This is a genomic window from Kitasatospora sp. NPDC057965, from assembly GCF_042887135.1.
Taxonomy (GTDB): domain Bacteria; phylum Actinomycetota; class Actinomycetes; order Streptomycetales; family Streptomycetaceae; genus Kitasatospora.
The window spans coordinates 394,004-418,942 of sequence record NZ_JBHVPZ010000003.1 but is presented as its reverse complement, the minus strand read 5'-3'; the positions used below and the strand labels follow the sequence as shown (position 1 = coordinate 418,942).

At 72.4% G+C, this 24,939-nt stretch carries 20 protein-coding genes; 19 read left to right on the top strand and 1 reads right to left on the bottom strand.

Annotated elements, in window-relative coordinates; genetic code table 11:
• Positions 1–219: 219 nt before the first annotated feature.
• The 16 genes from rsmH (at position 220) to ACFVVU_RS05695 (ending at position 18,694) form a co-directional block, all read left to right on the top strand.
• Positions 220–1,194, top strand: a complete 975-nt coding sequence (gene rsmH / locus ACFVVU_RS05770) for a 16S rRNA (cytosine(1402)-N(4))-methyltransferase RsmH (RefSeq protein WP_380681253.1) — start codon at positions 220–222, stop codon at positions 1,192–1,194.
• Positions 1,195–1,348: 154 nt separating this feature from the next.
• On the top strand, positions 1,349–1,897 hold the full coding sequence (locus tag ACFVVU_RS05765; protein WP_387788499.1) for a hypothetical protein: 549 nt from the start codon (positions 1,349–1,351) through the stop codon (positions 1,895–1,897).
• Positions 1,894–4,077, top strand: a complete 2,184-nt coding sequence (locus ACFVVU_RS05760; RefSeq protein WP_387788498.1) for a penicillin-binding transpeptidase domain-containing protein — start codon at positions 1,894–1,896, stop codon at positions 4,075–4,077. Before ACFVVU_RS05765 ends, ACFVVU_RS05760 begins: the two co-directional genes overlap by 4 nt.
• 6 nt (positions 4,078–4,083) lie before the next feature.
• Complete coding sequence (locus ACFVVU_RS05755) at positions 4,084–5,736, top strand: UDP-N-acetylmuramoyl-L-alanyl-D-glutamate--2,6-diaminopimelate ligase (RefSeq protein WP_387788497.1); 1,653 nt, start codon at positions 4,084–4,086, stop codon at positions 5,734–5,736.
• Positions 5,733–7,133, top strand: a complete 1,401-nt coding sequence (gene murF, locus ACFVVU_RS05750; RefSeq protein ID WP_387788496.1) for a UDP-N-acetylmuramoyl-tripeptide--D-alanyl-D-alanine ligase — start codon at positions 5,733–5,735, stop codon at positions 7,131–7,133. The genes ACFVVU_RS05755 and murF overlap by 4 nt, the downstream gene beginning before the upstream one ends.
• Entirely contained in the window at positions 7,133–8,194 is a 1,062-nt protein-coding gene (gene mraY / locus ACFVVU_RS05745; protein WP_350544130.1) for a phospho-N-acetylmuramoyl-pentapeptide-transferase, read from the top strand. The genes murF and mraY overlap by 1 nt, the downstream gene beginning before the upstream one ends.
• On the top strand, positions 8,191–9,639 hold the full coding sequence (gene murD, locus ACFVVU_RS05740) for a UDP-N-acetylmuramoyl-L-alanine--D-glutamate ligase (protein WP_387788495.1): 1,449 nt from the start codon (positions 8,191–8,193) through the stop codon (positions 9,637–9,639). The genes mraY and murD overlap by 4 nt, the downstream gene beginning before the upstream one ends.
• A gap of 46 nt (positions 9,640–9,685) precedes the next feature.
• Positions 9,686–11,062 carry a putative lipid II flippase FtsW gene (ftsW, locus tag ACFVVU_RS05735; RefSeq protein ID WP_380681269.1) on the top strand — a complete coding sequence of 459 codons (1,377 nt, stop codon included), beginning with the start codon at positions 9,686–9,688 and terminating at the stop codon, positions 11,060–11,062.
• A 6-nt stretch (positions 11,063–11,068) separates the two neighbouring features.
• On the top strand, positions 11,069–12,175 hold the full coding sequence (gene murG, locus ACFVVU_RS05730; RefSeq protein WP_355361699.1) for an undecaprenyldiphospho-muramoylpentapeptide beta-N-acetylglucosaminyltransferase: 1,107 nt from the start codon (positions 11,069–11,071) through the stop codon (positions 12,173–12,175).
• Positions 12,168–12,941, top strand: a complete 774-nt coding sequence (locus ACFVVU_RS05725; RefSeq protein ID WP_387788494.1) for a cell division protein FtsQ/DivIB — start codon at positions 12,168–12,170, stop codon at positions 12,939–12,941. The genes murG and ACFVVU_RS05725 overlap by 8 nt, the downstream gene beginning before the upstream one ends.
• A 366-nt stretch (positions 12,942–13,307) precedes the next feature.
• Positions 13,308–14,549 (top strand): cell division protein FtsZ, encoded by a 1,242-nt coding sequence (gene ftsZ / locus ACFVVU_RS05720; RefSeq protein WP_380681273.1) that lies wholly within the window; start codon positions 13,308–13,310, stop codon positions 14,547–14,549.
• Positions 14,546–15,277 carry a peptidoglycan editing factor PgeF gene (gene pgeF / locus ACFVVU_RS05715; protein ID WP_380681275.1) on the top strand — a complete coding sequence of 244 codons (732 nt, stop codon included), beginning with the start codon at positions 14,546–14,548 and terminating at the stop codon, positions 15,275–15,277. Before ftsZ ends, pgeF begins: the two co-directional genes overlap by 4 nt.
• The gene (locus ACFVVU_RS05710) at positions 15,277–16,083 is read left to right on the top strand and encodes a YggS family pyridoxal phosphate-dependent enzyme (protein ID WP_380681277.1); all 807 of its coding nucleotides are present in this window, start codon (positions 15,277–15,279) and stop codon (positions 16,081–16,083) included. Before pgeF ends, ACFVVU_RS05710 begins: the two co-directional genes overlap by 1 nt.
• A gap of 228 nt (positions 16,084–16,311) precedes the next feature.
• The gene (locus tag ACFVVU_RS05705; RefSeq protein ID WP_350544118.1) at positions 16,312–16,914 is read left to right on the top strand and encodes a cell division protein SepF; all 603 of its coding nucleotides are present in this window, start codon (positions 16,312–16,314) and stop codon (positions 16,912–16,914) included.
• 92 nt (positions 16,915–17,006) lie between these two features.
• Positions 17,007–17,288 carry a YggT family protein gene (locus ACFVVU_RS05700; RefSeq protein WP_030301231.1) on the top strand — a complete coding sequence of 94 codons (282 nt, stop codon included), beginning with the start codon at positions 17,007–17,009 and terminating at the stop codon, positions 17,286–17,288.
• Positions 17,289–17,347: 59 nt separating this feature from the next.
• Positions 17,348–18,694, top strand: coding sequence for a DivIVA domain-containing protein (locus ACFVVU_RS05695; protein WP_387788493.1), 1,347 nt, complete (start codon positions 17,348–17,350; stop codon positions 18,692–18,694).
• 145 nt (positions 18,695–18,839) lie between these two features.
• Here the strand turns inward: ACFVVU_RS05695 and ileS are convergent, their stop codons facing one another.
• Entirely contained in the window at positions 18,840–21,971 is a 3,132-nt protein-coding gene (gene ileS, locus ACFVVU_RS05690; protein WP_387788492.1) for an isoleucine--tRNA ligase, read from the bottom strand.
• A gap of 580 nt (positions 21,972–22,551) precedes the next feature.
• Between ileS and ACFVVU_RS05685 the strand changes: the two genes are divergently transcribed.
• The 3 genes from ACFVVU_RS05685 (at position 22,552) to ACFVVU_RS05675 (ending at position 24,932) form a co-directional block, all read left to right on the top strand.
• A complete protein-coding gene (locus ACFVVU_RS05685) occupies positions 22,552–23,070 on the top strand; it encodes a TraR/DksA family transcriptional regulator (RefSeq protein WP_387788491.1) in 519 nt (172 codons plus the stop codon).
• Positions 23,071–23,203: 133 nt separating this feature from the next.
• Positions 23,204–23,914, top strand: a complete 711-nt coding sequence (gene lspA / locus ACFVVU_RS05680) for a signal peptidase II (protein WP_380681292.1) — start codon at positions 23,204–23,206, stop codon at positions 23,912–23,914.
• A 79-nt stretch (positions 23,915–23,993) separates the two neighbouring features.
• Positions 23,994–24,932, top strand: coding sequence for an RluA family pseudouridine synthase (locus ACFVVU_RS05675; protein WP_355361682.1), 939 nt, complete (start codon positions 23,994–23,996; stop codon positions 24,930–24,932).
• The last annotated feature ends 7 nt before the right edge of the window (positions 24,933–24,939 follow it).

Below are 24,939 nucleotides of genomic sequence, written 5' to 3'. Positions count from 1 at the left end.
CGTGCGGTGACCGACGCGGCCCGTGGCCTCCACCCGCTCTCCGTGCCACCTGGCGCACCTTCCCCGGCGCCGGGCGGTCACGACCTTCCCCAGGAGCGGGCGGGGACCACGGGTCGCGCGGCCCGGCCCGCGGGACGGCTGCGCGGCGTGGTGGGAGAGAATGGTCGGAGCTCCCCGGACGTCGGGCGGCTTTCGCACCGAGGAAGGGCGCCACAGCGCATGACCACCAACGATCCGGCACCCAAGCACGTCCCGGTGATGCTGCAGCGGTGCATGGACGCGCTGGCCCCGGCGATCTCCCGGCCCGGCGCGGTGGTGGTGGACGCCACCCTGGGCCTCGGCGGCCACAGCGAGGCCCTGCTCACCCAGTTCCCGGACGTCCGGCTGATCGCGGTGGACCGCGACCCGGCGGCGCTCAAGCTCTCCGGCGAGCGGCTGGCCCGCTTCGGCGACCGGGCCACCCTGGTGCACGCCGTCTACGACGAGATCCCCGAGGTGCTGGAGCGCCTGGGCGTCCCCAGGATCGACGGCGTCCTGTTCGACCTCGGGGTCTCCTCGATGCAGCTGGACGAGGCCGACCGCGGCTTCGCCTACGCCCAGGACGCGCCGCTGGACATGCGGATGGACCAGACCCGGGGGATCAGCGCGGCCGAGGTGCTGAACACCTACAGCCACGGCGAGCTGGCCCGGATCCTCAAGTTCTACGGCGAGGAGCGGTTCGCCGGCAAGATCGCCTCGGTCATCGTCCGGGAGCGTGAGAAGGAACCGTTCACCACCAGCGCGCGTCTGGTCGATCTGGTGCGCAACGCCATCCCGGCCGCCACCCGCCGCACCGGCGGGAACCCGGCCAAGCGGACCTTCCAGGCGCTGCGGATCGAGGTCAACGGCGAACTGGAGGTCCTCGACCGGGCGATCCCCGGAGCGCTGGACGTGCTGGCGCTCGGCGGGCGGATCGTCGTGATGTCCTACCAGTCGCTGGAGGACCGTCTGGTCAAGCAGTACTTCGCGGCCGGTGCGACCAGTACCGCCCCGCCGGGGCTGCCGTTCGTACCCGAGGAGCACCAGCCCTGGCTGAAGCTGATCACTCGCGGTGCCGAACTGGCCACGGAGGAGGAGATCGAGGAGAACCGGCGCGCCGCGCCCGTGCGGCTGCGGGTGGCGGAGAGGATCAGGGACCGAAGCACCCGGCGCTGACCGGCACCGGGGCGGTCCGAAGGGCGGAGGAACAACAGTGGTGGGGCCGGTGGCCGGAGGCGGGGCGGGGAGTCGTTTGCTCCCCGGGCAGAGCGGCAGGGCGCGGATCACCGTGCGTCCGGGGCGGCCGGTACGGGGGCGGACACCGTTCGCCGTGCTGGTGGTGGTGCTGCTCGGAGCCGGGCTGCTCGGGCTGCTGGCGCTGAACACCGCGCTCAACGAGGGCTCCTTCGAGCTGTCCCGGCTGCAGCGGCAGACCACCGTGCTGACCGACGAGCAGCAGGGGCTGCAGCGCCAGATCGACCAGAACTCCGCTCCGGACGCGCTGGCCCGCCGGGCCGGCGAGCTGGGCATGGTGCCGGGTGGCGGGATGGCCTTCCTCGACCTGCCGAACGGCGGCGCCGTGGTCGGCACGCCCAAGGCGGCCCAGGACAGCCCTCCGGTGAAACGGTCCACCGCGGAACCGTGGCCCGCGAAGCAGCCCGCGCCGGGCACCCAGCCGACCGCTCAGCCGAGTGCGCAGCCGACCGGCCAGCCGACCGCCCAGCCGACCGCGGGCGGGACCACCCCGGCCGCCCCGCCGCCGCCGTCCACCGCCGCCGCGTCGCCGACCGGCCCGGTGTCGGGCGGCGACGTCACCGTCCAGGTCAACCCGGGCACGGCGCAGCCGTCGCCGCACGCGGGCGGGGGTACCGGCCGATGAGCACACCCCGCCAGCCCTCCGGTGGCGCCGGCGCGGGCGGTCGCCGCCCCGTCAAGGGCGCCGCGCCGCGTCCGGCCGCCCCGCGCGGGCAGTCCGCCGGCCGCGCCCAGACCCCCAAGGCGCAGAGTCCCAAGGCGCAGAGTCCCAAGGCCCAGCCCGCCAAGCCGTCGGCCGCCAAGGAGCAGCCCGGCCGTCCGCGCCCGGCGCGCGCGCCCCAGCAGCGCCGCTCCGACGGGCGCCCCCCGGCACCCCGGCCGCGCCCCCAGCGCCGCCCGCCGACCCGTCGCCCCGCCTCCCGCGGCATCCGGCTGGCCGACCCGCGCCGCCGGCTGCGGGTGATCACCATCGTGCTCTCGGTGGTGTTCTCGATCTTCGCCGGACGGCTGGTCCAGCTGCAGCTGCTGGACTCCGACGCGCTGGCCGCCGACGCCAACACCAACCGCTACCTGAACATCCCGATCACCGCCGAACGGGGCTCGATAACGTCCTCCGACGGGGTGTCGCTGGCCACCACCGTCGACGCCTACGACATCACCGCCGACCCGGCGATGTTCACCCCCGAGGCGACCGGTCTGCCCGACGCCCCCGAGCAGGCCGCCGCGCTGCTGGCGCCGATCCTCGGCGTGCCCAAGGAGAAGATCGCGGCCGACCTGCACACCCCCAAGACCCGCTACAAGCGGCTCGCCGCCCAGCAGAGCCCGGACGTCAAGAACCAGATCAGCGACCTCAAGTCCGGTCTGGAGAAGCAGGCGGGATCGCGCGCCTGCCAGGCGCAGAAGCGGCTGCTGAACAAGCCCGCCGAGGAGGGCGGCCGCACCCGGCTGGACAACGAGTGCGTCAACCCGCTGGCCGGCGTCTTCAACCGGGACACCCAGAAGCGGGTCTACCCGTCCGACGGGCTGGCCGCCAACCTGGTCGGCTTCGTCAACGCCGAGGGCGAGGGCGCTGGCGGGCTGGAGCAGCAGTACCAGAAGCTGCTGGCCGGCAAGGACGGCCACAGCAGCTACGCCCAGGCCGGCGGCCGCCTGGTGCCGACCGCGGGCGGCTCGCTGGACCCCGCCGTGCCCGGCACCGACCTGCGGCTGACCATCAACCGCGACATCCAGTGGGCCGCCCAGCGGGCCATCACCGACCAGGTCACCAACGCCGGGGCGGAGAAGGGCTACGTGATCGTCCAGGACGTGCGGAACGGCCAGGTGCTGGCGATGGCCACCTCGCCCGGCTTCAACCCGAACGACCTGAGCACCGCCAAGAACTCGCAGCTCGGCAACGCCGCCCTGCAGGACGCCTACGAGCCCGGCTCCACCGCCAAGCTGATGACCATGGCGGCCGTCCTGGACACCGGCAAGGCCACCTGGGACACCAAGGTCACCGTGCCGTACCCGCTGGTCCGCGGCGACGTCGCGTTCAAGGACGACATCGAGCACGACACCTGGTACCTCACCCTGGCCGGCGTGCTCGCCAAGTCCTCCAACATCGGCACCATCGAGGCCGCCCAGACCCTCGGCGACACCCAGCCCGAGGCCAACCGGGTGCTCTACGACTACCTGCGGAAGTTCGGCATCGGCCAGCAGACCGGCCTCGGCTTCCCCGGCGAGACCGCCGGGCTGCTCGACAAGCCGGAGGACTGGAAGGCGTCCAAGCAGTACACCATCCCGTTCGGCCAGGGCCTGTCGGTCAACGCGCTGCAGGCGACCTCGGTCTTCTCGACCATCGCCAACGGCGGGGTCCGGGTGGCGCCCAGCGTCGTCCAGGGCACCACCGCGCCGGACGGCAAGTACAGCGCGGCCCCGGCCTCGGAGCAGTCCCGGGTGGTCAGCGAGCAGACCGCCAAGACCCTCACCGAGATGCTGGAGTCGGTCGTCTCCGACGAGCAGGGCACCGGCGGCAGGGCCGCGATCCCGGGCTACCGGGTCGCCGGCAAGACCGGCACCGCCAACCGGGTGGACCCGAAGGCCGGCGGCTACCGCGGGTACACCGCTTCCTTCATCGGCTTCGCCCCGGCCGACCAGCCCCGGGTCACCGTCTCCTGCGTGATCCAGGACCCGGTCAACGGCCACTTCGGCGGCCAGCTGTGCGGCCCGGTGTTCAAGCAGGTGATGGAGTTCACCCTCAAGACCCTCCAGGTCCCGCCGAGCGGCAGCGAGGCGCCCAACCTGCCCGTCGAGTGGAAGCCGTGATCGACCATGAGCAACAACCTGGCGGGTGCGGCCGCCGGTGCGGAAAAGGGCCGGTTTGGCCCTGGACGCCCTTCGGCGGATAGCCTCTCCGCCGTGCCGAAACCCGATCAAATCACCGTGAGCCCGCCCCGCCCCGCCCGGACCGGCGCCCGGCCGCTCGCCGAGGTCGCCCGCCTGCTGGGCCTGGACCCCGTCGAGGGGCCCGAGGTCACCGGCGTCACCCACAACGCCCGCGAGGTCCGCCCCGGCGACGTGTACGTGGCGTTCCCCGGCGCCAACCACCACGGCGCCTCCTTCGCCGGGCAGGCCGCCGAGGCCGGCGCGGTCGCGGTGCTCACCGACCCGGCCGGCGCCGAGCTGGCGGCGGGCACCGGCCTGCCGCTGCTGGTCGTCGACCGGCCCCGGGCCCGGATGGGCGAGCTCGCGGCCGCGGTCTACGACCGGCCCTCCGAGCGGCTGCTGATGATCGGGCTCACCGGCACCAACGGCAAGACCACCACCTCCTACCTGGTCGAGGGCGGCCTGCGCGGCGCCGACCGCCACCCCGGGGTGATCGGCACCGTCGAGATGCGGGTCGGCGACGAGCGGATCAAGAGCGAGCGCACCACCCCCGAGGCCACCGACCTGCACGCGATCCTCGCCGTGATGGGCGAGCGCGGCGCGGACGCGGTGACCATGGAGGTCTCCAGCCACGCCCTGGTCTACGGCCGCACCGACGGCGTGTCCTACGACGTCGCGCTGTTCAACAACCTCACTCCCGAGCACCTCGACTTCCACCCGGACATGGAGGACTACTTCCAGGCGAAGGCCCGGCTCTTCCAGCCCGGCAAGTCCCGCGCCGGAGTGGTCAACGTGGACGACGCCTACGGCCGCCGGCTCGCCGCCGAGGCGAAGATCCCGGTCGCCACCTTCTCCGCCACCGGGGCCCCGGAGGCGGACTGGCGCGCGGTGGACGTCCAGCTCGGCCCGATCGGCTCGACCTTCCGGGTGCTGGGCCCCGGCGGCGCCGAGGCGGACGCCTCCGTCCCGCTGCCCGGCCCGTTCAACGTCGCCAACGCGCTGGCCGCGATCGCCGTGCTCGCCACCGCCGGGATCCCGCTGGAGCGGGCGGTGGCCGGCGTCGCCGCCGTCCCCGGCGTCCCCGGCCGGCTGGAGCGGGTGGACGCCGGCCAGCCGTACGTCGCGGTGGTCGACTACGCGCACAAGCCGGACGCCCTGGAGGCCGTCCTCGGCTCGCTGCGTGAGGTCACCAAGGGCCGGCTGCACGTGGTGATCGGCTGCGGCGGCGACCGCGACCCGCACAAGCGGGCCCCGATGGGCGGCATCGCCGCCCGGCTGGCCGACACCGCCCTGCTGACCAGCGACAACCCGCGCAGCGAGGACCCGCTGACGATCCTCGCCACCATGCTGAACGGCGCCGCCGCGGTGCCCGAGGCCGAGCGCGGCGCCGTCCTGGTCGTGCCCGACCGCGCCGAGGCGATCGAGCTGGCGGTCGCCCGTGCCCAGGCCGGCGACACGGTGCTGGTGGCCGGCAAGGGCCACGAGCTCGGCCAGTACGTACGAGACGAGATCCGCCCCTTCGACGACCGGGAGGTGCTGCGCGAATCCATCGCGCGGACCACGGCCGCCCGGGGCACCGGAGGAGTAGAGCAGCCGTGATCGCACTGACCCTCGCCGAGGTGGCCGCCGCAGTCGGGGGAACCCTGGCCGGCGCCGACCCCGACGCCCTGGTGACCGCCCCGGTCGAGGTCGACTCCCGCAAGGTCCGCCCCGGCGGCCTGTTCGCGGCCTTCGTCGGCGAGCACGTGGACGGCCACGACTACGCGGTCACCGCCGTCGAGGCCGGCGCCGTCGCGGTGCTGGCCTCCCGCCCGGTCGGCGTGCCCGCCGTGCTGGTCGACAGCGTGGTGGACGCGCTCGGCAAGCTGGCCCGCACCGTCGTGGGCCGCTCCGACGCCGCCGTGGTCGCGCTGACCGGCTCGGCCGGCAAGACCAGCACCAAGGACCTGATCGCCCAGCTGCTCCAGCGCCTGGGCGACACCGTCTACCCGCCCGGCTCGCTCAACAACGAGATCGGCCACCCGATGACCGCCCTGCGGGTCGAGGACGCCACCCGGCACCTGGTGCTGGAGATGGGCGCCCGGCACAAGGGCGACATCGAGTACCTCACCTCGATCACCCCGCCGCGGATCGGCCTGGTGCTCAACGTCGGCACCGCGCACGTCGGCGAGTTCGGCTCCCAGGAGGCGATCGCCGAGGCCAAGGGCGAACTCGTCGAGGCCCTGCCGGCCGACGGCGCGGCGATCCTCAACGCGGACGACCGGCTGGTGCGCGCCATGGCCGCGCGCACCAAGGCCAAGGTGGTCTACTTCGGCGAGTCCGCGCAGGCCGACGTTCGGGCACAGGACGTTCGCCTGGACTCCACCGGACGTCCATCCTTCACGCTGAGCACCCCGGCCGGTTCCGCACCGGTGCAGCTGCGCCTGTACGGTGAGCACCACGTCTCGAACGCCCTCGCCGCCGCCGCGGTGGCGATGGAGCTCGGGATGACCGTCGACGACACCGCCGAAGCGCTGAGCCAGGCGGGTGCGCTGTCCCGCTGGCGCATGGAGGTCGTCGACCGGGCCGATGGTGTCACCGTCGTCAACGACGCCTACAACGCGAACCCCGACTCGATGCGGGCCGCGCTGCGGGCGCTCATCTCGATGGGGGGTCGCGGCCCGGAGCGCCGTCGCACCTGGGCGGTGCTCGGCGAGATGCGGGAGCTCGGCGAGGACAGCCTGGCCGAGCACGACGCCATCGGGCGGCTCGCCGTCCGGCTGGACGTCACCAAGCTGGTGGCGGTCGGCGGACGCGAGGCGGCCTGCATGGAACTGGGCGCGAGGAACGAAGGTTCGTGGGGTGAGGAGTCGGTGCTGGTGTCCGACGCGGACGCGGCGGTCGAGCTGCTGCGCAGTCAGCTGCGGCCGGGGGATGTGGTGCTGGTGAAGGCCTCCCGTTCGGTGGGGCTGGAGAAGGTGGCCGAGGCCCTCCTCGCGGACGGTGCGGCCGAGTAATGAAGCAGATCCTCTTCTCCGGCATGATCGGCCTGATCCTGTCGCTGGCCGGTACCCCCGCGCTGATCAAGCTGCTGGCCCGGCAGGGCTACGGCCAGTACATCCGCGACGACGGCCCCAAGGCGCACCACAGCAAGAAGGGCACGCCCACCATGGGCGGCATCGCCTTCATCCTGGCGACCCTGGTGGCCTACTTCGCGACCAAGGCGATAACGGGCGAGAGCCCGACCGCCTCCGGGCTGCTGGTGCTGTTCCTGACCACCGGTCTGGGCCTGGTGGGCTTCCTCGACGACTACATCAAGGTCGTCAAGCGCCGCTCCCTGGGCCTGCGGGCCAAGGCCAAGCTGGCCGGCCAGTCCATCGTCGGCCTGGCCTTCGCGGTCCTGGCTCTGCAGTTCCCCGACAACGCCGGCCGTCGCCCGGCCTCCGAGCACCTGTCCTTCGTCCGGGACTTCGAGTGGGCGATCGGCCCGGTGCTGTTCGTCATCTTCGCGTACTTCCTGATCGCCGCCACCTCCAACGGCGTCAACCTGACGGACGGTCTGGACGGCCTGGCCACCGGTGCCTCGGTGATGGCCTTCGGCGCCTACACCTTCATCGGTGTCTGGGAGTACGGCCAGAGCTGCGCCTACGTGGCCTCGGCCACCTCCAACTGCTACGACGTCCGCGACCCGCTGGACCTCGCGGTGGTCGCGGCCGCCCTGATGGGCTCCTGCTTCGGCTTCCTCTGGTGGAACACCTCGCCCGCCAAGATCTTCATGGGCGACACCGGCTCGCTGGCCCTCGGCGGCGCGCTGGCCGGTCTGGCGATCTGCTCGCGCACCGAGATCCTGCTCGTCCTGCTGGGCGGCCTCTTCGTGATCATCACCCTCTCGGTGATCATCCAGGTCGGCTCGTTCCGGATGACCGGCAAGCGCGTCTTCAAGATGGCCCCGCTGCAGCACCACTTCGAACTCAAGGGCTGGAGCGAGGTCCTGGTCGTGGTCCGGTTCTGGATCATCCAGGGCCTGTGCGTGGCCGTCGGCCTCGGCCTCTTCTACGCGGGATGGGTGACCGGATGACCGCCCCCGCACCGACCGGCCCCGACTGGGCCGGACTCCGGGTCGCCGTCGCCGGGCTCGGCGTCTCCGGCATCAGCGCCGCCCGCGTCCTGCGCGGCCTCGGCGCCGAGGTCACCGTCGTGGACGGCGGCTCCGGCGAGGGCCTGCGGGCCCGCGCCGCCGAGCTGGAGGCGCTGGGCGTCACCGTCCGCCTCGGCGACGGCGCCACCCTGCCCGAGGGCACCCGACTGGTCGTCACCTCGCCCGGCTGGCCGCCGAGCAGCCCGCTGTTCGCCGCCGCCGCCGAGGCCGGCGTCGAGGTCTGGGGCGACGTCGAGCTGGCCTGGCGCCTGCGCCGGCCGCTGCCCGCCACCGGCGAGCCGGCCCCCTGGCTGGCCGTCACCGGCACCAACGGCAAGACCACCACCGTCCAGATGCTCGCCTCGATCCTCACCGCCGCCGGCCGGCGCACCGCCGCCGTCGGCAACGTCGGGGTCTCGGTGCTGGACGCGGTGCTCGCCGAGGAGCCGTACGACGTGCTCGCCGTCGAACTCTCCAGCTACCAGCTGCACTGGGCGCCCTCGCTGCGCCCGTACGCGGCCGCCGTGCTCAACCTGGCGCCCGACCACCTCGACTGGCACGGCTCGATGGAGGCGTACGCCGCCGACAAGGGCCGGATCTACGAGGGCAACGTCGTCGCCTGCGTGTACAACCTGGCCGACCCGGCCACCGAGGCGCTGGTCCGCGAGGCCGACGTCGAGGAGGGCTGCCGGGCGATCGGCTTCGGCCTCGGCGCGCCCGGCCCGTCGAACCTCGGCGTGGTCGACGGCCTGCTGGTGGACCGCGCGTTCGTGGCCGACCGGGCCAAGAACGCCGCCGAGCTGGGCTCGGTCGAGGACGTCAGGCCGCCGGCCCCGCACAACATCACCAACGCCCTGGCGGCCGCCGCGCTGGCCCGCGCCTACGGCGTGGAGCCGAAGGCCGTCCGGGAGGGCCTGCGGGCCTTCCGCCCGGACGCGCACCGGATCGCCGAGGTCGCGGTGGTCGACGGCGTCACGTACGTCGACGACTCCAAGGCGACCAACACCCACGCCGCCGCGGCCTCGCTCGCCGCGTACCGGCCGGTCGTCTGGATCGCCGGCGGCCTGGCCAAGGGCGCGACCTTCGACGAGCTGGTCGGGGGCGCGGCCGAGCGGCTGCGGGCCGCCGTGCTGATCGGCGAGGACCGCGCGCTGATCCGCGAGGCGCTGGCGCGACACGCCCCGGATGTCCCGGTGATCGAGGCGGCCGAGGGCCAGACTGGCGCGGTGGCGATGACCGAGGTGGTCCGCGCGGCCGCGTCGCTCGCCCGAACGGGTGACACGGTACTGCTGGCCCCGGCCTGCGCCTCGATGGACATGTTCACCAACTACGGCGAGCGCGGCGACCTGTTCGCCGCGGCCGTGCGGGAGCTGGCGGACCGGTAGCGGACATGGACGGGCTCCGGCCCTGAAGCACGAAAAGGGGAGCGGTGTGGCCGGGCAGGGCAGGGCGGGTGGTTCGAGCACGCCGGAGAGAGGCGGCCCGGCCGAGTCCCTGCGGGTGATCTCGGCCACCACCACCGCCTACAAGTCGGCCGGTCCGGTCGCCCGTCTGCAGGCCTTCCGGGGCCGCGTGCGGTACGCCCTGGACCGGCCGCTCACCCCCTACCTGCTGATCGCCGGAACGGCGCTGCTGCTGGTCGTGCTGGGGCTGATGATGGTCTTCTCGGCCTCCCAGATCCTGGCGCTGGGCCAGCACCGCTCCACCCAGTTCTACTTCTTCAAGCAGCTGCTCGCGGTGGTGCTCGGCCTCGTGCTGCTGCTCGGCTTCGCCCTGGTGCCGGTGGCCGTGCTGCGGGTGATCGTCTACCCGGTGATGCTCATCGTGATCGGCGCCCTGGTGCTGGTCGCGATCCCGGGCATCGGCATGGAGGTCAACGGCAACCGGAACTGGCTGGATTTCGGCGTGTTCCAGTTCCAGCCGTCGGAGTTCGCCAAGCTGGCCCTGGTGCTCTGGGGCGCCGACCTGCTGGCCCGCAAGCAGAAGACCGGCACGCTCGACCAGTGGAAGCACCTGCTGGTCCCGCTGGTGCCCGGCGCCCTGCTGCTGCTCGCGCTGATCATGCTCGGCGGCGACATGGGCACCTCGATGATCCTGGTCGCGATGCTGTTCGGCCTGCTGTGGATGGTCGGCGCGCCGCTGCGGCTGTTCGTGGCCACCCTCGGCGTGGCCGTGGTGGTCTGCACCGCCCTGGTGGTCACCGTCCCGCACCGGGCCGAGCGGCTCTCCTGCATCGGCGTGACCAAGCTCGACGCCGCAGGCACCTGCTTCCAGGCCCTGCACGGCGTGTACTCGTTCGGCCTTGGCGGTCTGTTCGGCTCCGGCCTCGGCGCCGGCGTGGAGAAGTGGGGCCAGCTCCCGGAGGCGCACACCGACTTCATCTTCGCCACCACGGGCGAGGAACTCGGTCTGGTGGGGACGCTGTCGGTGATCGGTCTCTTCGCGGCACTAGGCTACGCGGGTATCCGTGTGGCCATCGGCACGAAGGATCCCTTCGTCAGGTACGCCGCGGGAGCCGCCACCACCTGGATCATGGCGCAGGCCGTGATCAACCTGGGGTCGGCGCTGGGACTGCTGCCCATCGCGGGCGTCCCGCTCCCGCTGTTCTCCTACGGCGGTTCCGCCATGCTGTCGGCCATGTCCGCGATCGGGGTGCTGCTCTGCCTGGCACGCAGCAGCTCGGGAGCGAAGGCGGCCCTGGCCGCCCGGAGCAAGAACTCCCGGATCAGGAAGCAGCTGGCCCGGGTGCTGCCACGACGACGAACCACAGCGCGCCCGGCCAGCGGGCCGGCACGCAGGGAGCGGTGAATTTCGGTGCATGTCGTACTCGCCGGCGGGGGGACCGCCGGTCACATCGAGCCGGCCATGGCCCTCGCGGACGCCCTCCGCAGGCACGACCCGTCCATCGGGATCACCGCCCTCGGCACCGAGCGCGGCCTGGAGACCCGACTGGTGCCCGAGCGCGGCTACCAGCTGGAGCTGATCCCGGCCGTCCCGCTGCCCCGCAAGCCCACCCCCGAGCTGATCACCGTCCCGGGCCGGCTGCGCGGCACCGTCCGGGCCGCCCAGGAGATCATCGAGCGGGTCAAGGCGGACGCCGTGGTCGGCTTCGGCGGCTACGTCGCGATGCCCGCCTACCTGGCCGCCAAGCGGGCCGGTGTGCCGATCGTGGTGCACGAGGCCAACGCCCGGCCCGGCCTGGCCAACAAGATCGGCGCCCGGTACAGCGACTTCGTCGCCGTCTCCACGCCGGACAGCAAGCTGCGCGACTCCCGGTACATCGGCATCCCGCTGCGCCGCACCATCGCGACCCTGGACCGGGGCGCCGCGCGCCCGGACGCCCGGCACTACTTCGGCCTCGACCAGCGGCTGCCCACCCTGCTGGTCACCGGCGGCTCGCAGGGCGCCCGCCGGCTGAACGAGACGATCACCGCGATCGCCCCCCGGCTCCAGCAGTACGGGGTGCAGATCCTGCACGCGGTCGGCCCGAAGAACGAGCTGCCGCAGGTGGACGAGATCCCCGGGATGCCGCCGTACCGCCCGGTGCCGTACCTGGACCGGATGGACCTCGCCTACGCCGCGGCCGACATGATGCTCTGCCGCGCCGGCGCCATGACGGTGGCCGAGCTGGCCGCGGTCGGTCTGCCCGCCGCCTTCGTGCCGCTGCCGATCGGCAACGGCGAGCAGCGGCTGAACGCCCAGCCGATGGTCAAGGCCGGCGGCGGCCTGCTGGTCGACGACGCCGAGCTGAGCCCGGACTGGGTGCTGCAGAACGTGCTGCCGGTGCTCACCGACCCGCAGCGGCTCTGGGACATGAGCCGGGCCGCCGCCGAGTTCGGCCGCCGGGACGCCGACGAGCTGCTGGTCGGCATGGTCTACGAGGCCATCGAGGCCGCCCGGGGCGGCCGCCGTCGTGGCTGACGCCCGGCTCGCCGATCCCCTCGACGAGGAGTTCGAGGCCGAGGAGTACGCTCCTCGGCTCCGGCTCTCCCGGCGGGGGGCGCTGGTGCTGGGCGGTCTGACCGCGGTACTCCTGGGCGTCCTGTCCTGGCTGGTGTTCTTCTCCTCGGTGCTGGAGGTGCGCTCGGTCTCCGTGCAGGGGATGCGGGACGACCGGCTGACGGCCGACGAGGTCCGCTCGGCGATCGGCGGTGTCGGTTCCGGCCCGCTGGCCCGGGTGGACCTCGACGACGCCCGGCGACGGGTGGAGGCGATCCCCCGGGTGGCGAAGGCGGAGGTCTGGCGGGGCTGGCCGAACACCCTGCGGGTGAAGGTCACCCAGCGCACGGCGGTCGCCGCCGTCAAGGGCGAGGACGGCCAGTTCACCCAGGTCGACGCCGGCGGCGTGAGCTTCGCCACCGAGCCGGCCGCCCCGGAGGGGGTGCCGGTGGTGGAGCTGAAGCTCAGCCAGCAGGCCCTCGACGTGGAGTCGGTGATCGGCCGGGGGCAGCTGGTGCAGGGCGCGGTGGCGGTGGCCGCCGGCCTGCCGGCGGACGTCCGGCAGCGGGCCGGGGTCGTGCTGGTGCACTCGTACGACGACATCCAGTTGCAGCTCGACGGGGGAGCGACGGTGCGCTGGGGGAGCTCCGAGCAGACCGATCGAAAAGCCCGGGTGCTGGTGGCGCTGCTGAATCAGAAGGGTACGAACTTCGACGTGAGCGCCCCGGACTCGCCTGCGGTGTCGTGATGATCCGGTAGGTTTTCTACGACAAGGTGGGCTTGACGCGGTTTCGCGTCGGCCCGAACCTTGGTGGTCACCCCGGTTTCATCCGGCGGTCGATGATCACATAGGCTCAAAAGAAAAAGGGAAGCTCGGCGTGTTCGTTGAAACGCGTGCCAGGAGCCACCTAGTGTCCTGTGTCACCAGACTGTGTTTCCTGGTGATGTGACAGAGGCACAGCACTAACCCTAAAGGTCAAGTTTAGGGTTGGGGTCGGCGGTCGGCATTTCGGACATTACGTCAGAAACCAGGCTCCCTACCCATCGACATCCGTCGGTTCGGCCCCACCGGGTATCGGGCCGACCCGGAAATTCGAGGCGAGAGGCCTTCGACGTGGCAGCACCGCAGAACTACCTCGCAGTCATCAAGGTCGTCGGTATCGGCGGCGGTGGTGTCAACGCCATCAACCGGATGATCGAGGTCGGTCTCAAGGGCGTCGAGTTCATCGCGATCAACACCGATGCGCAGGCCCTCCTCATGAGCGACGCCGACGTCAAGCTCGATGTGGGCCGTGAACTCACCCGGGGCCTCGGCGCCGGCGCCAACCCCGAGGTCGGCCGCAAGGCCGCCGAGGACCACCGCGAGGAGATCGAGGAGGTCCTCAAGGGGGCCGACATGGTCTTCGTCACCGCCGGTGAGGGCGGCGGCACCGGCACGGGCGGCGCACCGGTCGTCGCCAACATCGCCCGCTCGCTGGGCGCGCTCACCATCGGCGTGGTCACCCGCCCGTTCACCTTCGAGGGCCGGCGCCGCGCCAACCAGGCCGAGGACGGCATCGCCTCCCTGCGCGAAGAGGTCGACACCCTCATCGTGATCCCCAACGACCGGCTGCTGTCCATTTCGGACCGCCAGGTCAGCGTTCTGGACGCGTTCCGCTCGGCCGACCAGGTCCTGCTCTCCGGTGTCCAGGGCATCACCGACCTGATCACCACCCCGGGTCTGATCAACCTCGACTTCGCCGACGTCAAGTCCGTCATGTCGGACGCCGGCTCGGCGCTCATGGGCATCGGCTCGGCCCGCGGCGAGGACCGCGCCAAGGCCGCCGCCGTGATGGCGATCTCCTCGCCGCTGCTGGAGGCCTCGATCGATGGCGCCCGCGGTGTGCTGCTCTCGATCTCCGGCGGATCCGACCTCGGTCTGTTCGAGATCAACGAGTCCGCCCAGCTGGTCAGCGAGGCGGCCCACCCCGAGGCCAACATCATCTTCGGTGCCGTCATCGACGACGCCCTCGGCGACGAGGTCCGGGTCACCGTCATCGCGGCCGGCTTCGACGGCGGTCAGCCGCCGGCCATCGTCCGCGAGCCGGTGGTCAAGGCGAGCGCGGCCACGGCCGGCTCGTCGTCCTCCTCGGCGTCCGGCGGCAGCGCCCCCGAGCGGCCGGCCGGCCGGCCGTCGTACGGCGGCATCGGCTCGGTGACCTCCCGTCCGGAGGGCGAGGGCGCCGCCCCGGCCCGTCCGACCGAGGCCCCGGCCACCGCGACCGCCGCCCCGGTGCCGCCGCAGGTGCAGCCGGCCCGCCAGCCGTTCGTGGAGAGCCCGGCCGAGGAGCTCGACGTTCCGGACTTCCTTAAGTGATCGACCACGCGGTCCGCGACGGTGCTCACTTCGCCTTCACCACCCGGTGGGGCGGGGTGAGCACTTCGCCGTACGGGGAGCTGAACCTCGGCGGCGCGGTGGGGGACGACCCGGTGGCCGTCCGGGAGAACCGGGCGATCGCGGCCCGCGCGCTCGGCCTCGACCCGGCCGACGTGGTCTGGATGAACCAGGTGCACGGGGCCGAGGTGGCCGTGGTGACGGAGCGGCAGCCGGCCGGGCAGGCCCCGGCCGTCGACGCCGTGGTCACCGACCGGCCGCTGGCGCTGGCGGTGCTCACCGCCGACTGCACTCCGGTGCTGCTGGCCGACCCGGTCGCGGGTGTGGCGGGCGCCGCCCACGCCGGACGGCCCGGCCTCGCCGCCGGGGTGGTCCCGGCGGTGGTCCGGGCGATGGTGGAGCTCGGCGCCGAGCCCGGGCGGATCGTCGCCGCCACCGGCCCGGCCGTCTGCGGCCGCTGCTACGAGGTGCCCGCGCAGTTGCGCGCCGAGGTCGCCGACCGGGTGCCGGCCGCGTACGCGCAGACCTCCTGGGGGACCCCGGCGCTGGACGTGCCGGAGGGAGTCGCGGCCCAGCTGGCCGCCGTGGGTGTCACCGAGCTGGTGCGATCATCGGTCTGCACCCTCGAATCCGCCGATCATTACTCCTACCGCCGCGAGCAGCGCACGGGCCGGCTCGCGAGCTACGTCTGGTTGGGCTCTGAACACTGATGACGAACGACATCTACGGACCGTTCCCGAGCGGTTCCGACCGGTTTCCGGACAAGGACTGGCTGGACGCGCTGACGGAGGGTCAGCGCGCCCGGTACGAGGAACTGGGCACCAACCTGGAGGTCGTCGAGCGCCGGATCGCCGACGCCTGCGCCGCCGCCGGACGGGCCCGTGACGAGGTCCGGCTGATCGTGGTCACCAAGACCTATCCCGCCGAGGACACCGCGCTGCTGGCCGGTCTGGGCGTCACCGACGTCGCGGAGAACCGCGACCAGGACGCCGCGCCCAAGGCGGAGCAGTGCAGAAACCTTCCGCTGGCCTGGCACTTCGTCGGCCAGCTGCAGACCAACAAGGTCCGCTCGGTCGTCCGCTACTCCGACCACGTCCACTCGGTGGACCGGCCGCGGCTGGTGGAGTCGCTCGGCGCGGCGGTCCGCAAGGCCGGGCGCGCCGATCTCGGCTGCCTGGTGCAGATCGCGCTCGACAAGGAGCACGGCGAGGGCGAGCACCGCGCCGGCGTCGCCCCGGCGGACGTCGCGGCGCTGGCCGACGCGATCGCCGACACGCCCGGGCTGCGTCTGGACGGTGTGATGACCGTCGCTCCGCTGGCCGGTCCGCTGGCCGGCGACCCGGCGGCGGCCTTCGATCGGCTGGCGGAAATCGCAAGCGCCGTACGGACCGCCCATCCGGCTGCCACCATGGTGTCGGCAGGGATGAGCGGTGACCTTGAGCAGGCCATTGCCGCCGGAGCGACACATGTGCGCGTCGGAACGGCGGTACTCGGAGTGCGGTCACCCCTCGGGTAACGTCACCGGGTAGTAGATCAGACTGCAGGACAAAATAGGACAGAAGCTAGCAGCTTATCTGAGCGCTAGCCAACCGTGGATCGCAGCTCCGCGGCCCTCATCCACGAACTTTGACCGGCCGTCGGCCTGACGAAGCGTCGTGGGCGGACCGCGGAATCCGCAAGGCGGGGCCGCTCGGCCCGGCCGCCGGGACGGAGCCGGTCCACCACAAGCGGAGGAGACAGGAGCATGGCCGGCGCGATGCGCAAGATGGCGGTCTACCTCGGCCTCGTGGAGGACGAGACGTACGACGGCCAGGGGTACGACCCCGATGACGACTACGACGCGGACCCCGAGCCGATCCGGACCGGACGGACCGAGGACATCCCCCGGCCGGCCGCGCCGGCGCCCGCGCCGGTCTCCTCGATCACCCCGCAGCCGGTGCCGGCCGCCGTCCCGATCCGTCAGGAGACCCCGAGGATGGCCCCAGTGTCGTCCATCACACCCGAACGCCGCCACAACCTGGAGAAGAGCGCCCCGGTGATCATGCCCAAGGTCGTGAACGAACGAGAGCCCTACCGCATCACCACGCTGCACCCTAGGACCTACAACGAGGCCCGTACCATCGGCGAACAGTTCCGTGGCGGGACCCCCGTGATCATGAATCTCACGGAGATGGACGACACCGACGCGAAGCGGCTCGTAGACTTCGCCGCTGGACTCGTCTTCGGTCTGCACGGCAGTATCGAGCGCGTGACGCAGAAGGTGTTCCTCCTGTCTCCTGCTAACGTCGATGTCACGGCGGAGGACAAGGCTCGGATCGCCGAGGGTGGGTTCTTCAACCAGAGCTGACCCGGCCACGACTTTACGTGTGGATCTGATCGACAGTGAGTTAGCGACAGGCGAGCGGCCCCAGGGCCGGGAATCGGGGAGAGGGAAGCGCGATGGAGATCGTGTGGGCAGTGCTCTACTACGCACTGACCGTCTTCCTGGTGTTCCTGCTCGTGCGGCTGGTGATGGACTGGGTGTTCCAGTTCGCGCGTTCGTGGCGGCCCGGCAAGGCCATGGTTCTGGTCCTGGAGGCCACGTACACTGTCACGGATCCGCCGCTCAAGCTTCTGCGGCGGTTCATTCCGCCGCTGCGTCTCGGGGGCGTGGCGCTCGACCTGTCCTTCTTCGTACTGATGATCATTGTGTATGTCCTGATCTCGCTTGTGCGGCCCTAGTCGTAGGTGAGCGATGCGACAGGATGCCGGTGTGCCGACGATCACGTTGAGGTGAAGAGATGCCATTGACCCCCGAGGACGTTCGGAACAAGCAGTTCACGACCGTCCGCCTGCGCGAAGGCTATGACGAGGACGAGGTCGATGCCTTCCTCGACGAGGTCGAGGCGGAGCTGACCCGTCTCCTCCGCGAGAACGAGGACCTGCGCGCCAAGCTGGCCGCCGCGACCCGGGCCGCCGCGCAGAACCAGGCCAACATGCGCAAGGAGCCGCCGCAGGACGCGCGTCCCGGCGCCCCGGTGCCGGCGGCCATATCCGGCCCGCCGGTCCCCGGGCAGCAGGGTGGCCCCGGTGGCCCGCAGCAGATGGGCCCGGGCGGTCCGCAGCAGCAGATGGGTCCCGGCCCGCAGCAGCAGCAGCAGATGGGCAACCAGCCGCTCGGCCTGCCGTCCGGCGCCCCGCAGCTGCCCGCCGGCCAGGGCGGTCCGATGGGCCCCGGCCCGCAGCAGCAGCAGATGGGCCAGACCATGGGCGGCCAGCAGCAGCTGGTCCAGCCGATGGGCGGTCAGATGCTCCAGCCGATGGGCGGCCCCGGCGGCCCGCAGGGCATGGGCAACCCCATGGGCCAGGGCATGGGCCAGCAGCAGATGCAGCAGATGGGCGGCCCCATGGGCGGTCCGCAGCAGCAGATGGGCGGCCCGCTCGGCGCCCCGATGCAGCAGCAGGGCCCCGGTGGCGACAGCGCCGCCCGCGTGCTGGCGCTCGCTCAGCAGACCGCCGACCAGGCGATCTCCGAGGCGCGTTCCGAGGCCAACAAGATCGTCGGCGAGGCGCGCAGCCGTGCCGAGGGTCTGGAGCGGGACGCCCGTGCCAAGGCCGACGCGCTGGAGCGGGACGCCCAGGAGAAGCACCGGGTCGCGATGGGCTCGCTGGAGTCCGCCCGCGCCACGCTGGAGCGCAAGGTCGAGGACCTGCGCGCGTTCGAGCGTGAGTACCGGACGCGTCTGAAGTCCTACCTGGAGACCCAGCTGCGCCAGCTGGAGTCGCAGGCGGACGACTCGCTCGCCCCGCCGCGGATCCCGGCCACCGCGTCGCTGCCGCCGGCCGCGTCGTCGATGGCTCCGGCCGGTGCCGGCGCGATGAGCAGCCCGTCGCCGAGCTTCGGCGGCAGCCAGCCCTCGTTCGGCGGGAACCAGCCCTCCTTCGGCGGGCAGAGCTCGTTCGGCGGGAACTCGGGTGCGCCGGGCTTCGGTGGGCAGGCCTCGGGCGGGAACTCGGGCGCGCCGCAGATGCAGCCGGCCGGGATGACCCAGCCGATGGCGGCGGTCCGGCCGCAGCCGCCGCAGCCGATGCAGCAGGCTCCTGCGCCGATGCGGGGCTTCCTGATCGACGAGGACGGCGACAACTAGCGGTAGCCGTTCGGCGGAGCGCCCCCTTCTCGACCCTTCGGGGTCGGGGAGGGGGCGCTTCTTTCTGCGCCGTGAACGGCCGGACGGGAGCAGCGGAGGAACCGCCGCCGCCTCCGGGGAGGCGACGGCGGTCACCGGGGGCCGGTCAGGCCTTGCGGAGCTGGAAGGCGAGGCCGAGCGAGTCGTCGGAGAAGGTGTCGGACTGCCAGTCGGCGGCGCCGGCGGCGAAGTCGGTGGCGAGGACCTCCTCGGCGACGAGGGCACCGTGCTCGGCGATGGCCTCCGCGGTCTCGTCGCTGGTGGCCCGCCAGCGCAGGACGATGCGGTCGGCGACGTCCAGGCCGGAGTTCTTGCGGGCCTCCTGGATCTGGCGGATCGCGTCGCGGGCGATGCCGAGGCGCTTCAGCTCGGGGGTGATCGCCAGGTCGAGGGCCACGGTGGCGCCGGACTCGTTGGCGACGGCCCAGCCCTCGCGCGGGGTCTCGGTGATGATCACCTCGTCGGGGGAGAGGGCGACGCTCTCGCCGTTCAGCTCCACCGAGGTGGTGCCCTGGGCCCGCAGTTCGGCGGCGAGCCCGGCGGCGTCCGCGGCGGCGACCGCCTTGGCGACGTCCTGCACGCCCTTGCCGAAGCGCTTGCCCAGCGCGCGGAAGTTGGCCTTGGCGGTGGTGTCGACCAGCGAGCTGCCGACCTCGGCCAGCGACTCCAGGCCGGAGACGTTGAGCTCCTCGGCGATCTGCGCGCGCAGGTCGGCGGGCAGCTCGTCCCAGCCCTGGGCGGCGACCAGGGCGCGGGACAGCGGCTGACGGGTCTTCACCCCGGACTCGGCGCGGGTGGCCCGGCCCAGTTCGACCAGGCGGCGGACCAGCGCCATGTGGCGGGAGAGGTCGGCGTCGATCAGCGACTCGTCCGCCTGCGGCCAGCTCGCCAGGTGCACCGAGGCCGGCGCGTCCGGGACGACCGGGACGACCAGGTCCTGCCAGACCTGCTCGGTGATGAACGGGGTGAGCGGGGCCATCAGCCGGGTGACGGTCTCCAGCGCCTCGTGCAGGGTGGCGAGCGCGGCGGCGTCGCCCTGCCAGAAGCGGCGGCGGCCGCGGCGGACGTACCAGTTGGAGAGGTCGTCGACGAAGCCGGAGAGCAGCTTGCCGGCGCGCTGGGTGTCGTACGCCTCGAAGGCCGCGTCGACCTCGCGGACCAGGGTGTTCAGCTCGGAGAGCACCCAGCGGTCCAGCTGCGGACGGTCGGCCGGGGCCGGGTCGGCCGCGGACGGCGCCCAGCCGGCGGTGCGGGCGTAGAGGGCCTGGAAGGCGACGGTGTTCCAGTAGGTGAGGAGGGTCTTGCGGACCACCTCCTGGATGGTGCCGTGGCCGACCCGGCGGGCAGACCAGGGCGAGCCGCCGGCGGCCATGAACCAGCGGACGGCGTCGGCGCCGTGCTGGTCCATCAGCGGGATGGGCTGCAGGATGTTGCCCAGGTGCTTGGACATCTTGCGGCCGTCCTCGGCCAGGATGTGGCCCAGGCAGACGACGTTCTCGTAGCTGTTCTTGTCGAACACCAGGGTGCCGACGGCCATCAGGGTGTAGAACCAGCCGCGGGTCTGGTCGATCGCCTCGGAGATGAACTGCGCCGGGTAGCGCTTCTCGAACAGCTCCTTGTTCTCGTACGGGTAGCCGTACTGGGCGAAGGGCATCGAGCCCGAGTCGTACCAGGCGTCGATGACCTCGGGGACCCGGGTGGCGGTGCCGCCGCAGTCGCGGCAGGCGAAGGTGACCTCGTCGATGTACGGGCGGTGCGGGTCGAGGCCGCTCTGGTCGGTGCCGGTCAGCTCGGTGAGCTCGGCCAGCGAGCCGACGCAGGTGAGGTGGCCCTCCTCGCAGCGCCAGATCGGCAGCGGGGTGCCCCAGTAGCGGTTGCGGCTGAGCGCCCAGTCGATGTTGTTGTTCAGCCAGTCGCCGAAGCGGCCGTGCTTGACGTTCTCGGGGAACCAGTTGGTGGCCTCGTTCTCCCGGATCAGGGCGTCCTTGACCGCGGTGGTGCGGATGTACCAGGACGGCTGCGCGTAGTAGAGCAGCGCGGTGTGGCAGCGCCAGCAGTGCGGGTAGCTGTGCTCGTACGGCAGGTGGCGGAAGAGCAGGTCGCGCGCCTGGAGGTCCTTGACCAGGGCCTCGTCGGCCTTCTTGAAGAACTGGCCGCCGACCAGCGGGACCTCGGGGGCGAAGGTGCCGTCGGCCAGCACCGGGTTGACCACCGGCAGGCCGTACTTGCGGCAGGTCGCGAGGTCGTCCGCGCCGAAGGCGGGCGACTGGTGGACGATGCCGGTGCCGTCCTCGGTGGTGACGTAGTCGGCGTTGAGGACGTAGTGCGCGTTCTCGATCTCGACCAGGTCGAACGGGCGGCGGTAGGCCCAGCGCTCCATCTCGGCGCCGGTGAAGGACTCGCCGGTCGGCTCCCAGCCCTCGCCGAGGGCCTTGGCCAGCAGCGGCTCGGCGACCACCAGCTGCTCGGTGCCGTCGGTGGCCACCACGTAGGTGACCTCGGGGTGCACGGCGGCGGCGGTGTTGGAGACCAGGGTCCACGGGGTGGTGGTCCACACCAGCAGGGCGGCGCGGTCGGCCAGCGGGCCGCTGGTCAGCGGGAAGCGGACGAAGACCGAGGGGTCGACGACGGTCTCGTAGCCCTGGGCCAGCTCGTGGTCCGAGAGGCCGGTGCCGCAGCGCGGGCACCAGGGGGCGACCCGGTGGTCCTGGACCAGCAGGCCCTTGTCGAAGATCTGCTTGAGCGACCACCACACGGACTGCACGTAGGACGGGTCCATGGTGCGGTAGGCCTCGTCGAGGTCGACCCAGTAGCCCATCCGGGTGGTCAGCTCGGTGAAGGCGTCGGTGTGGCGGGTCACCGACTCGCGGCACTTGGCGTTGAACTCGGCGATGCCGAACGCCTCGATGTCCTGCTTGCCGGAGAAGCCCAGCTCCTTCTCGACGGCCAGCTCGACCGGGAGGCCGTGGCAGTCCCAGCCGGCCTTGCGGGCGACGTGGTAGCCCTTCATCGTCCGGTAGCGGGGGAAGACGTCCTTGAAGACGCGGGCCTCGATGTGGTGGGCGCCGGGCATGCCGTTGGCGGTGGGCGGGCCCTCGTAGAAGACCCACTCCGGGCGGCCCTCGGACTGCTCCAGGCTGCGCTGGAAGACCTTGTTGTCCTGCCAGAAGGAGAGGATCTGGTGTTCGAGGGCGGGCAGGTCGACCTGCGCGGGGACGGGGTTGTAGGTGGTGGCCATCGCGGGCGTCTACCTCCGGCGGATGCGTGGACGGGATCCGACGGAGGGACGAGACGGCGTGCCGTCCCGCGGTACCACCCTCCTTGGCCGCGGTCCTGACTGCGGCCCTCTTGTTTGGGCTTGCGGCCGGTTCTACTGGGTCGACGAGCGTCGTCGCGGACCGTTCTTCCGGCGGCTCCGGGGTGATCTTCGCGCGGTGCACACCCCCGGGCTCGCACCGTCCCCGGGTCGCTGGTGGCTGCGTACTGCGGTACTCGTCCCCATCTGTGCCTTGCAGGCCCAGTGTATCGGCCGTCGCAAGTCGGTTTCGGCGCGCCGGGGCGAGGGGCACAACTCTGTTCGGCGTGCTGGGCGTGGCGGCTGTGACGTCTGCCCGGGTGGGATCATTGTGAGGCGTCGGTATGTCATGTTGTGACCGTTTTTGATCGGGATTATCGTTCCGGCACTGGAGGCCGCCGGGAACCGGCGGCTCGATTCGTTCGTAGATGGGGTCGAAGCCATGGCTGAGAAGGCAACCGGCGCGGGTACCGCCACCAAGCGGGCACGCAAGGCCGTGGCAGGCGACCCAGGGGAGGGGACCGTGACCACTACCGCACGGCGCAAGAACACCACCGACACCGCCCTCGTGGCCCCGGGCCTTACCCGTACCCCGGCCGCGGCCGGGACCGCCGCCCGGTCCGTCGGCGGCGCCGAATCGGTCGACCCGGCCGAGCTACCGGTCCGGCCCGGCGAGGATCCGTGGACCTCCGAGGAGGTGCACGAGCTGCACGCCGAGCTGATCAGCGAACTGGAACGGCTCCAGCACGAGATCGGCGCGGCCGAGGCCGCCATCACCGGTCTGATGCGCGACTCCAACGACGGGGCCGGCGACGACCAGGTGGACGCCGGGACGAAGAACATCTCGCGGGAGAGCGAGCTCGCGCTGGCCAACAACGCCCGGGACAGCCTCGCCCAGACCGAGCACGCGCTGGCCCGGCTGGAGGGCGTCGGCTTCGGCACGTGCGAGTCCTGCGGCCAGGCCATCGGCAAGGCGCGGATGCAGGCTTTCCCGCGGGCGACGCTCTGCGTCCAGTGCAAGGCCAAGCAGGAACGCCGCTGACCACTCCGGGCGACCCACCGGGGCGACGCGGGGGGTCGGGCTTGCCGTAGGCTCGACCCCGTAACGTCGCCCGATCCCTCGCTGGACCGGGCTTCCACCGGCCCTCGGCCCCCACGTCACGGCAGCGGAGCGGATCATCAGTACGCAAGGTTCCCCCCAGACCCGGGACGACGCCGTCCCGACGCCCGCCGACGCCGTGGCCGGGACCCCGGACGACCGGGAGGCGCCCGCTGCTCAGCCGCAGGCGCCCGCGCAGCCGGAGGCACCCGTGCAGACCGAGCGTCCGGCCCCGACCGGGGAGCCCGCGCAGACCGAGGAGCCCAAGGGGCCCCGGCGGGTCGGCGTACTGATGGTCGTCGCCCTGCTCGCCTTCCTGATCGACCTCAGCAGCAAGCTGCTGGTCGTGGCCCGGCTGGAGAACCACGCGGCGATCAAGGTGATCGGCGACGTGGTGACCTTCCAGGTGATCCGCAACTCCGGCGCCGCCTTCGGCATGGGGCAGGCGCTGACCGTCGTCTTCACCGTGATCGCCTCGTCCGTCATCGTGGTGATCTGGCGGATCGCCCGGCGGCTGTACAGCCTGCCCTGGGCGATCGCGCTCGGCCTGCTGCTCGGCGGGGCGCTCGGCAACCTCACCGACCGGCTGTTCCGCTCGCCCGGCGTCTTCCGCGGGCACGTGGTGGACTTCATCTCCGTCCAGCACTTCGCGGTCTTCAACCTCGCCGACTCGGCGATCGTCTGCGGCGGCATCCTCGTCGTCCTGCTCTCCTTCCGCGGCAGCAACCCGGACGGCACCGTGCACCAGCAGGCGGAGAAGGGCGAGAAGGCCGGCAAGGCCGAGTAGCGCCCGCCCGGGGCCGGTGGCCCTGGGCCCGGAACGGCGGCGGACGGTGGGGCGGCCCGCGTCCGGCATACTCGTACGGGTGAGTACCGCAGCGCAGATCCGCAGCCTCCCCGTTCCCGACGGCCTGGAGGGCGAACGCCTCGACGCCGCCCTGGCCCGGATGTTCGGCTTCTCCCGGACCAAGGCCGCCGAGCTGGCCGCCGACGGGAAGGTGACGCTCGACGGCGCCGTCGCCGGCAAGTCCGACCGGGTCACCGCCGGCTCCTGGCTGGAGGTCGAGATCCCGGCGCCCGCCGCGCCGGTGCAGATCGTCGCCGAGCCGGTCGAGGGCATGCGCATCGTCCACGACGACGAGGACATCGTGCTCGTCGACAAGCCGGTCGGCGTCGCCGCCCACCCCAGCCCCGGCTGGACCGGTCCCACCGTGATCGGCGGGCTCGCCGCGGCCGGCTACCGGATCTCCACCTCCGGCGCCGCCGAGCGCCAGGGCGTCGTGCACCGGCTCGACGTCGGCACCTCCGGGCTGATGGTGGTGGCCAAGTCGGAGCGCGCCTACACCGACCTCAAGCGGCAGTTCCACGACCGGGTGACCGAGAAGAAGTACCACACGCTGGTCCAGGGCCACCCGGACCCGCTCAGCGGCACCGTCGACGCGCCGATCGGGCGGCACCCCAGCTCCGACTGGAAGTGGGCCGTCACCCGCGAGGGCAAGCCGTCGGTCACCCACTACGACCTCATCGAGGCCTACCGGGCCGCCTCGCTGCTGGACATCAAGCTGGAGACCGGCCGCACCCACCAGATCCGTGTCCACATGTCGGCGCTGCGCCACCCCTGCGTCGGCGACCTCACCTACGGGGCCGACCCGACGCTCGCCAAGCGGCTGGGCCTGACCCGGCAGTGGCTGCACGCCGTGTCGCTCGGTTTCGAGCACCCGGCGGACGGCGAGTGGGTGCAGTTCGCCAGCGAGTACCCCGCGGACCTGCGGAAGGCGCTGGACATCATCGCTTCGGAGAGCTGAGGGCGAC

Bases quoted from the DNA above. Each gene is read 5' to 3' on its own strand.
- rsmH (WP_380681253.1), top strand. From the start codon at position 220: ATGACCACCAACGATCCGGCACCCAAGCACGTCCCGGTGATGCTGCAG.
- ACFVVU_RS05760 (WP_387788498.1), top strand. From the start codon at position 1,894: ATGAGCACACCCCGCCAGCCCTCCGGTGGCGCCGGCGCGGGCGGTCGC.
- ACFVVU_RS05755 (WP_387788497.1), top strand. From the start codon at position 4,084: ATGAGCAACAACCTGGCGGGTGCGGCCGCCGGTGCGGAAAAGGGCCGG.
- mraY (WP_350544130.1), top strand. From the start codon at position 7,133: ATGAAGCAGATCCTCTTCTCCGGCATGATCGGCCTGATCCTGTCGCTG.
- murD (WP_387788495.1), top strand. From the start codon at position 8,191: ATGACCGCCCCCGCACCGACCGGCCCCGACTGGGCCGGACTCCGGGTC.
- ACFVVU_RS05710 (WP_380681277.1), top strand. From the start codon at position 15,277: ATGACGAACGACATCTACGGACCGTTCCCGAGCGGTTCCGACCGGTTT.
- ACFVVU_RS05705 (WP_350544118.1), top strand. From the start codon at position 16,312: ATGGCCGGCGCGATGCGCAAGATGGCGGTCTACCTCGGCCTCGTGGAG.
- ACFVVU_RS05700 (WP_030301231.1), top strand. From the start codon at position 17,007: ATGGAGATCGTGTGGGCAGTGCTCTACTACGCACTGACCGTCTTCCTG.
- ACFVVU_RS05695 (WP_387788493.1), top strand. From the start codon at position 17,348: ATGCCATTGACCCCCGAGGACGTTCGGAACAAGCAGTTCACGACCGTC.
- ileS (WP_387788492.1), bottom strand. From the start codon at position 21,971: ATGGCCACCACCTACAACCCCGTCCCCGCGCAGGTCGACCTGCCCGCC.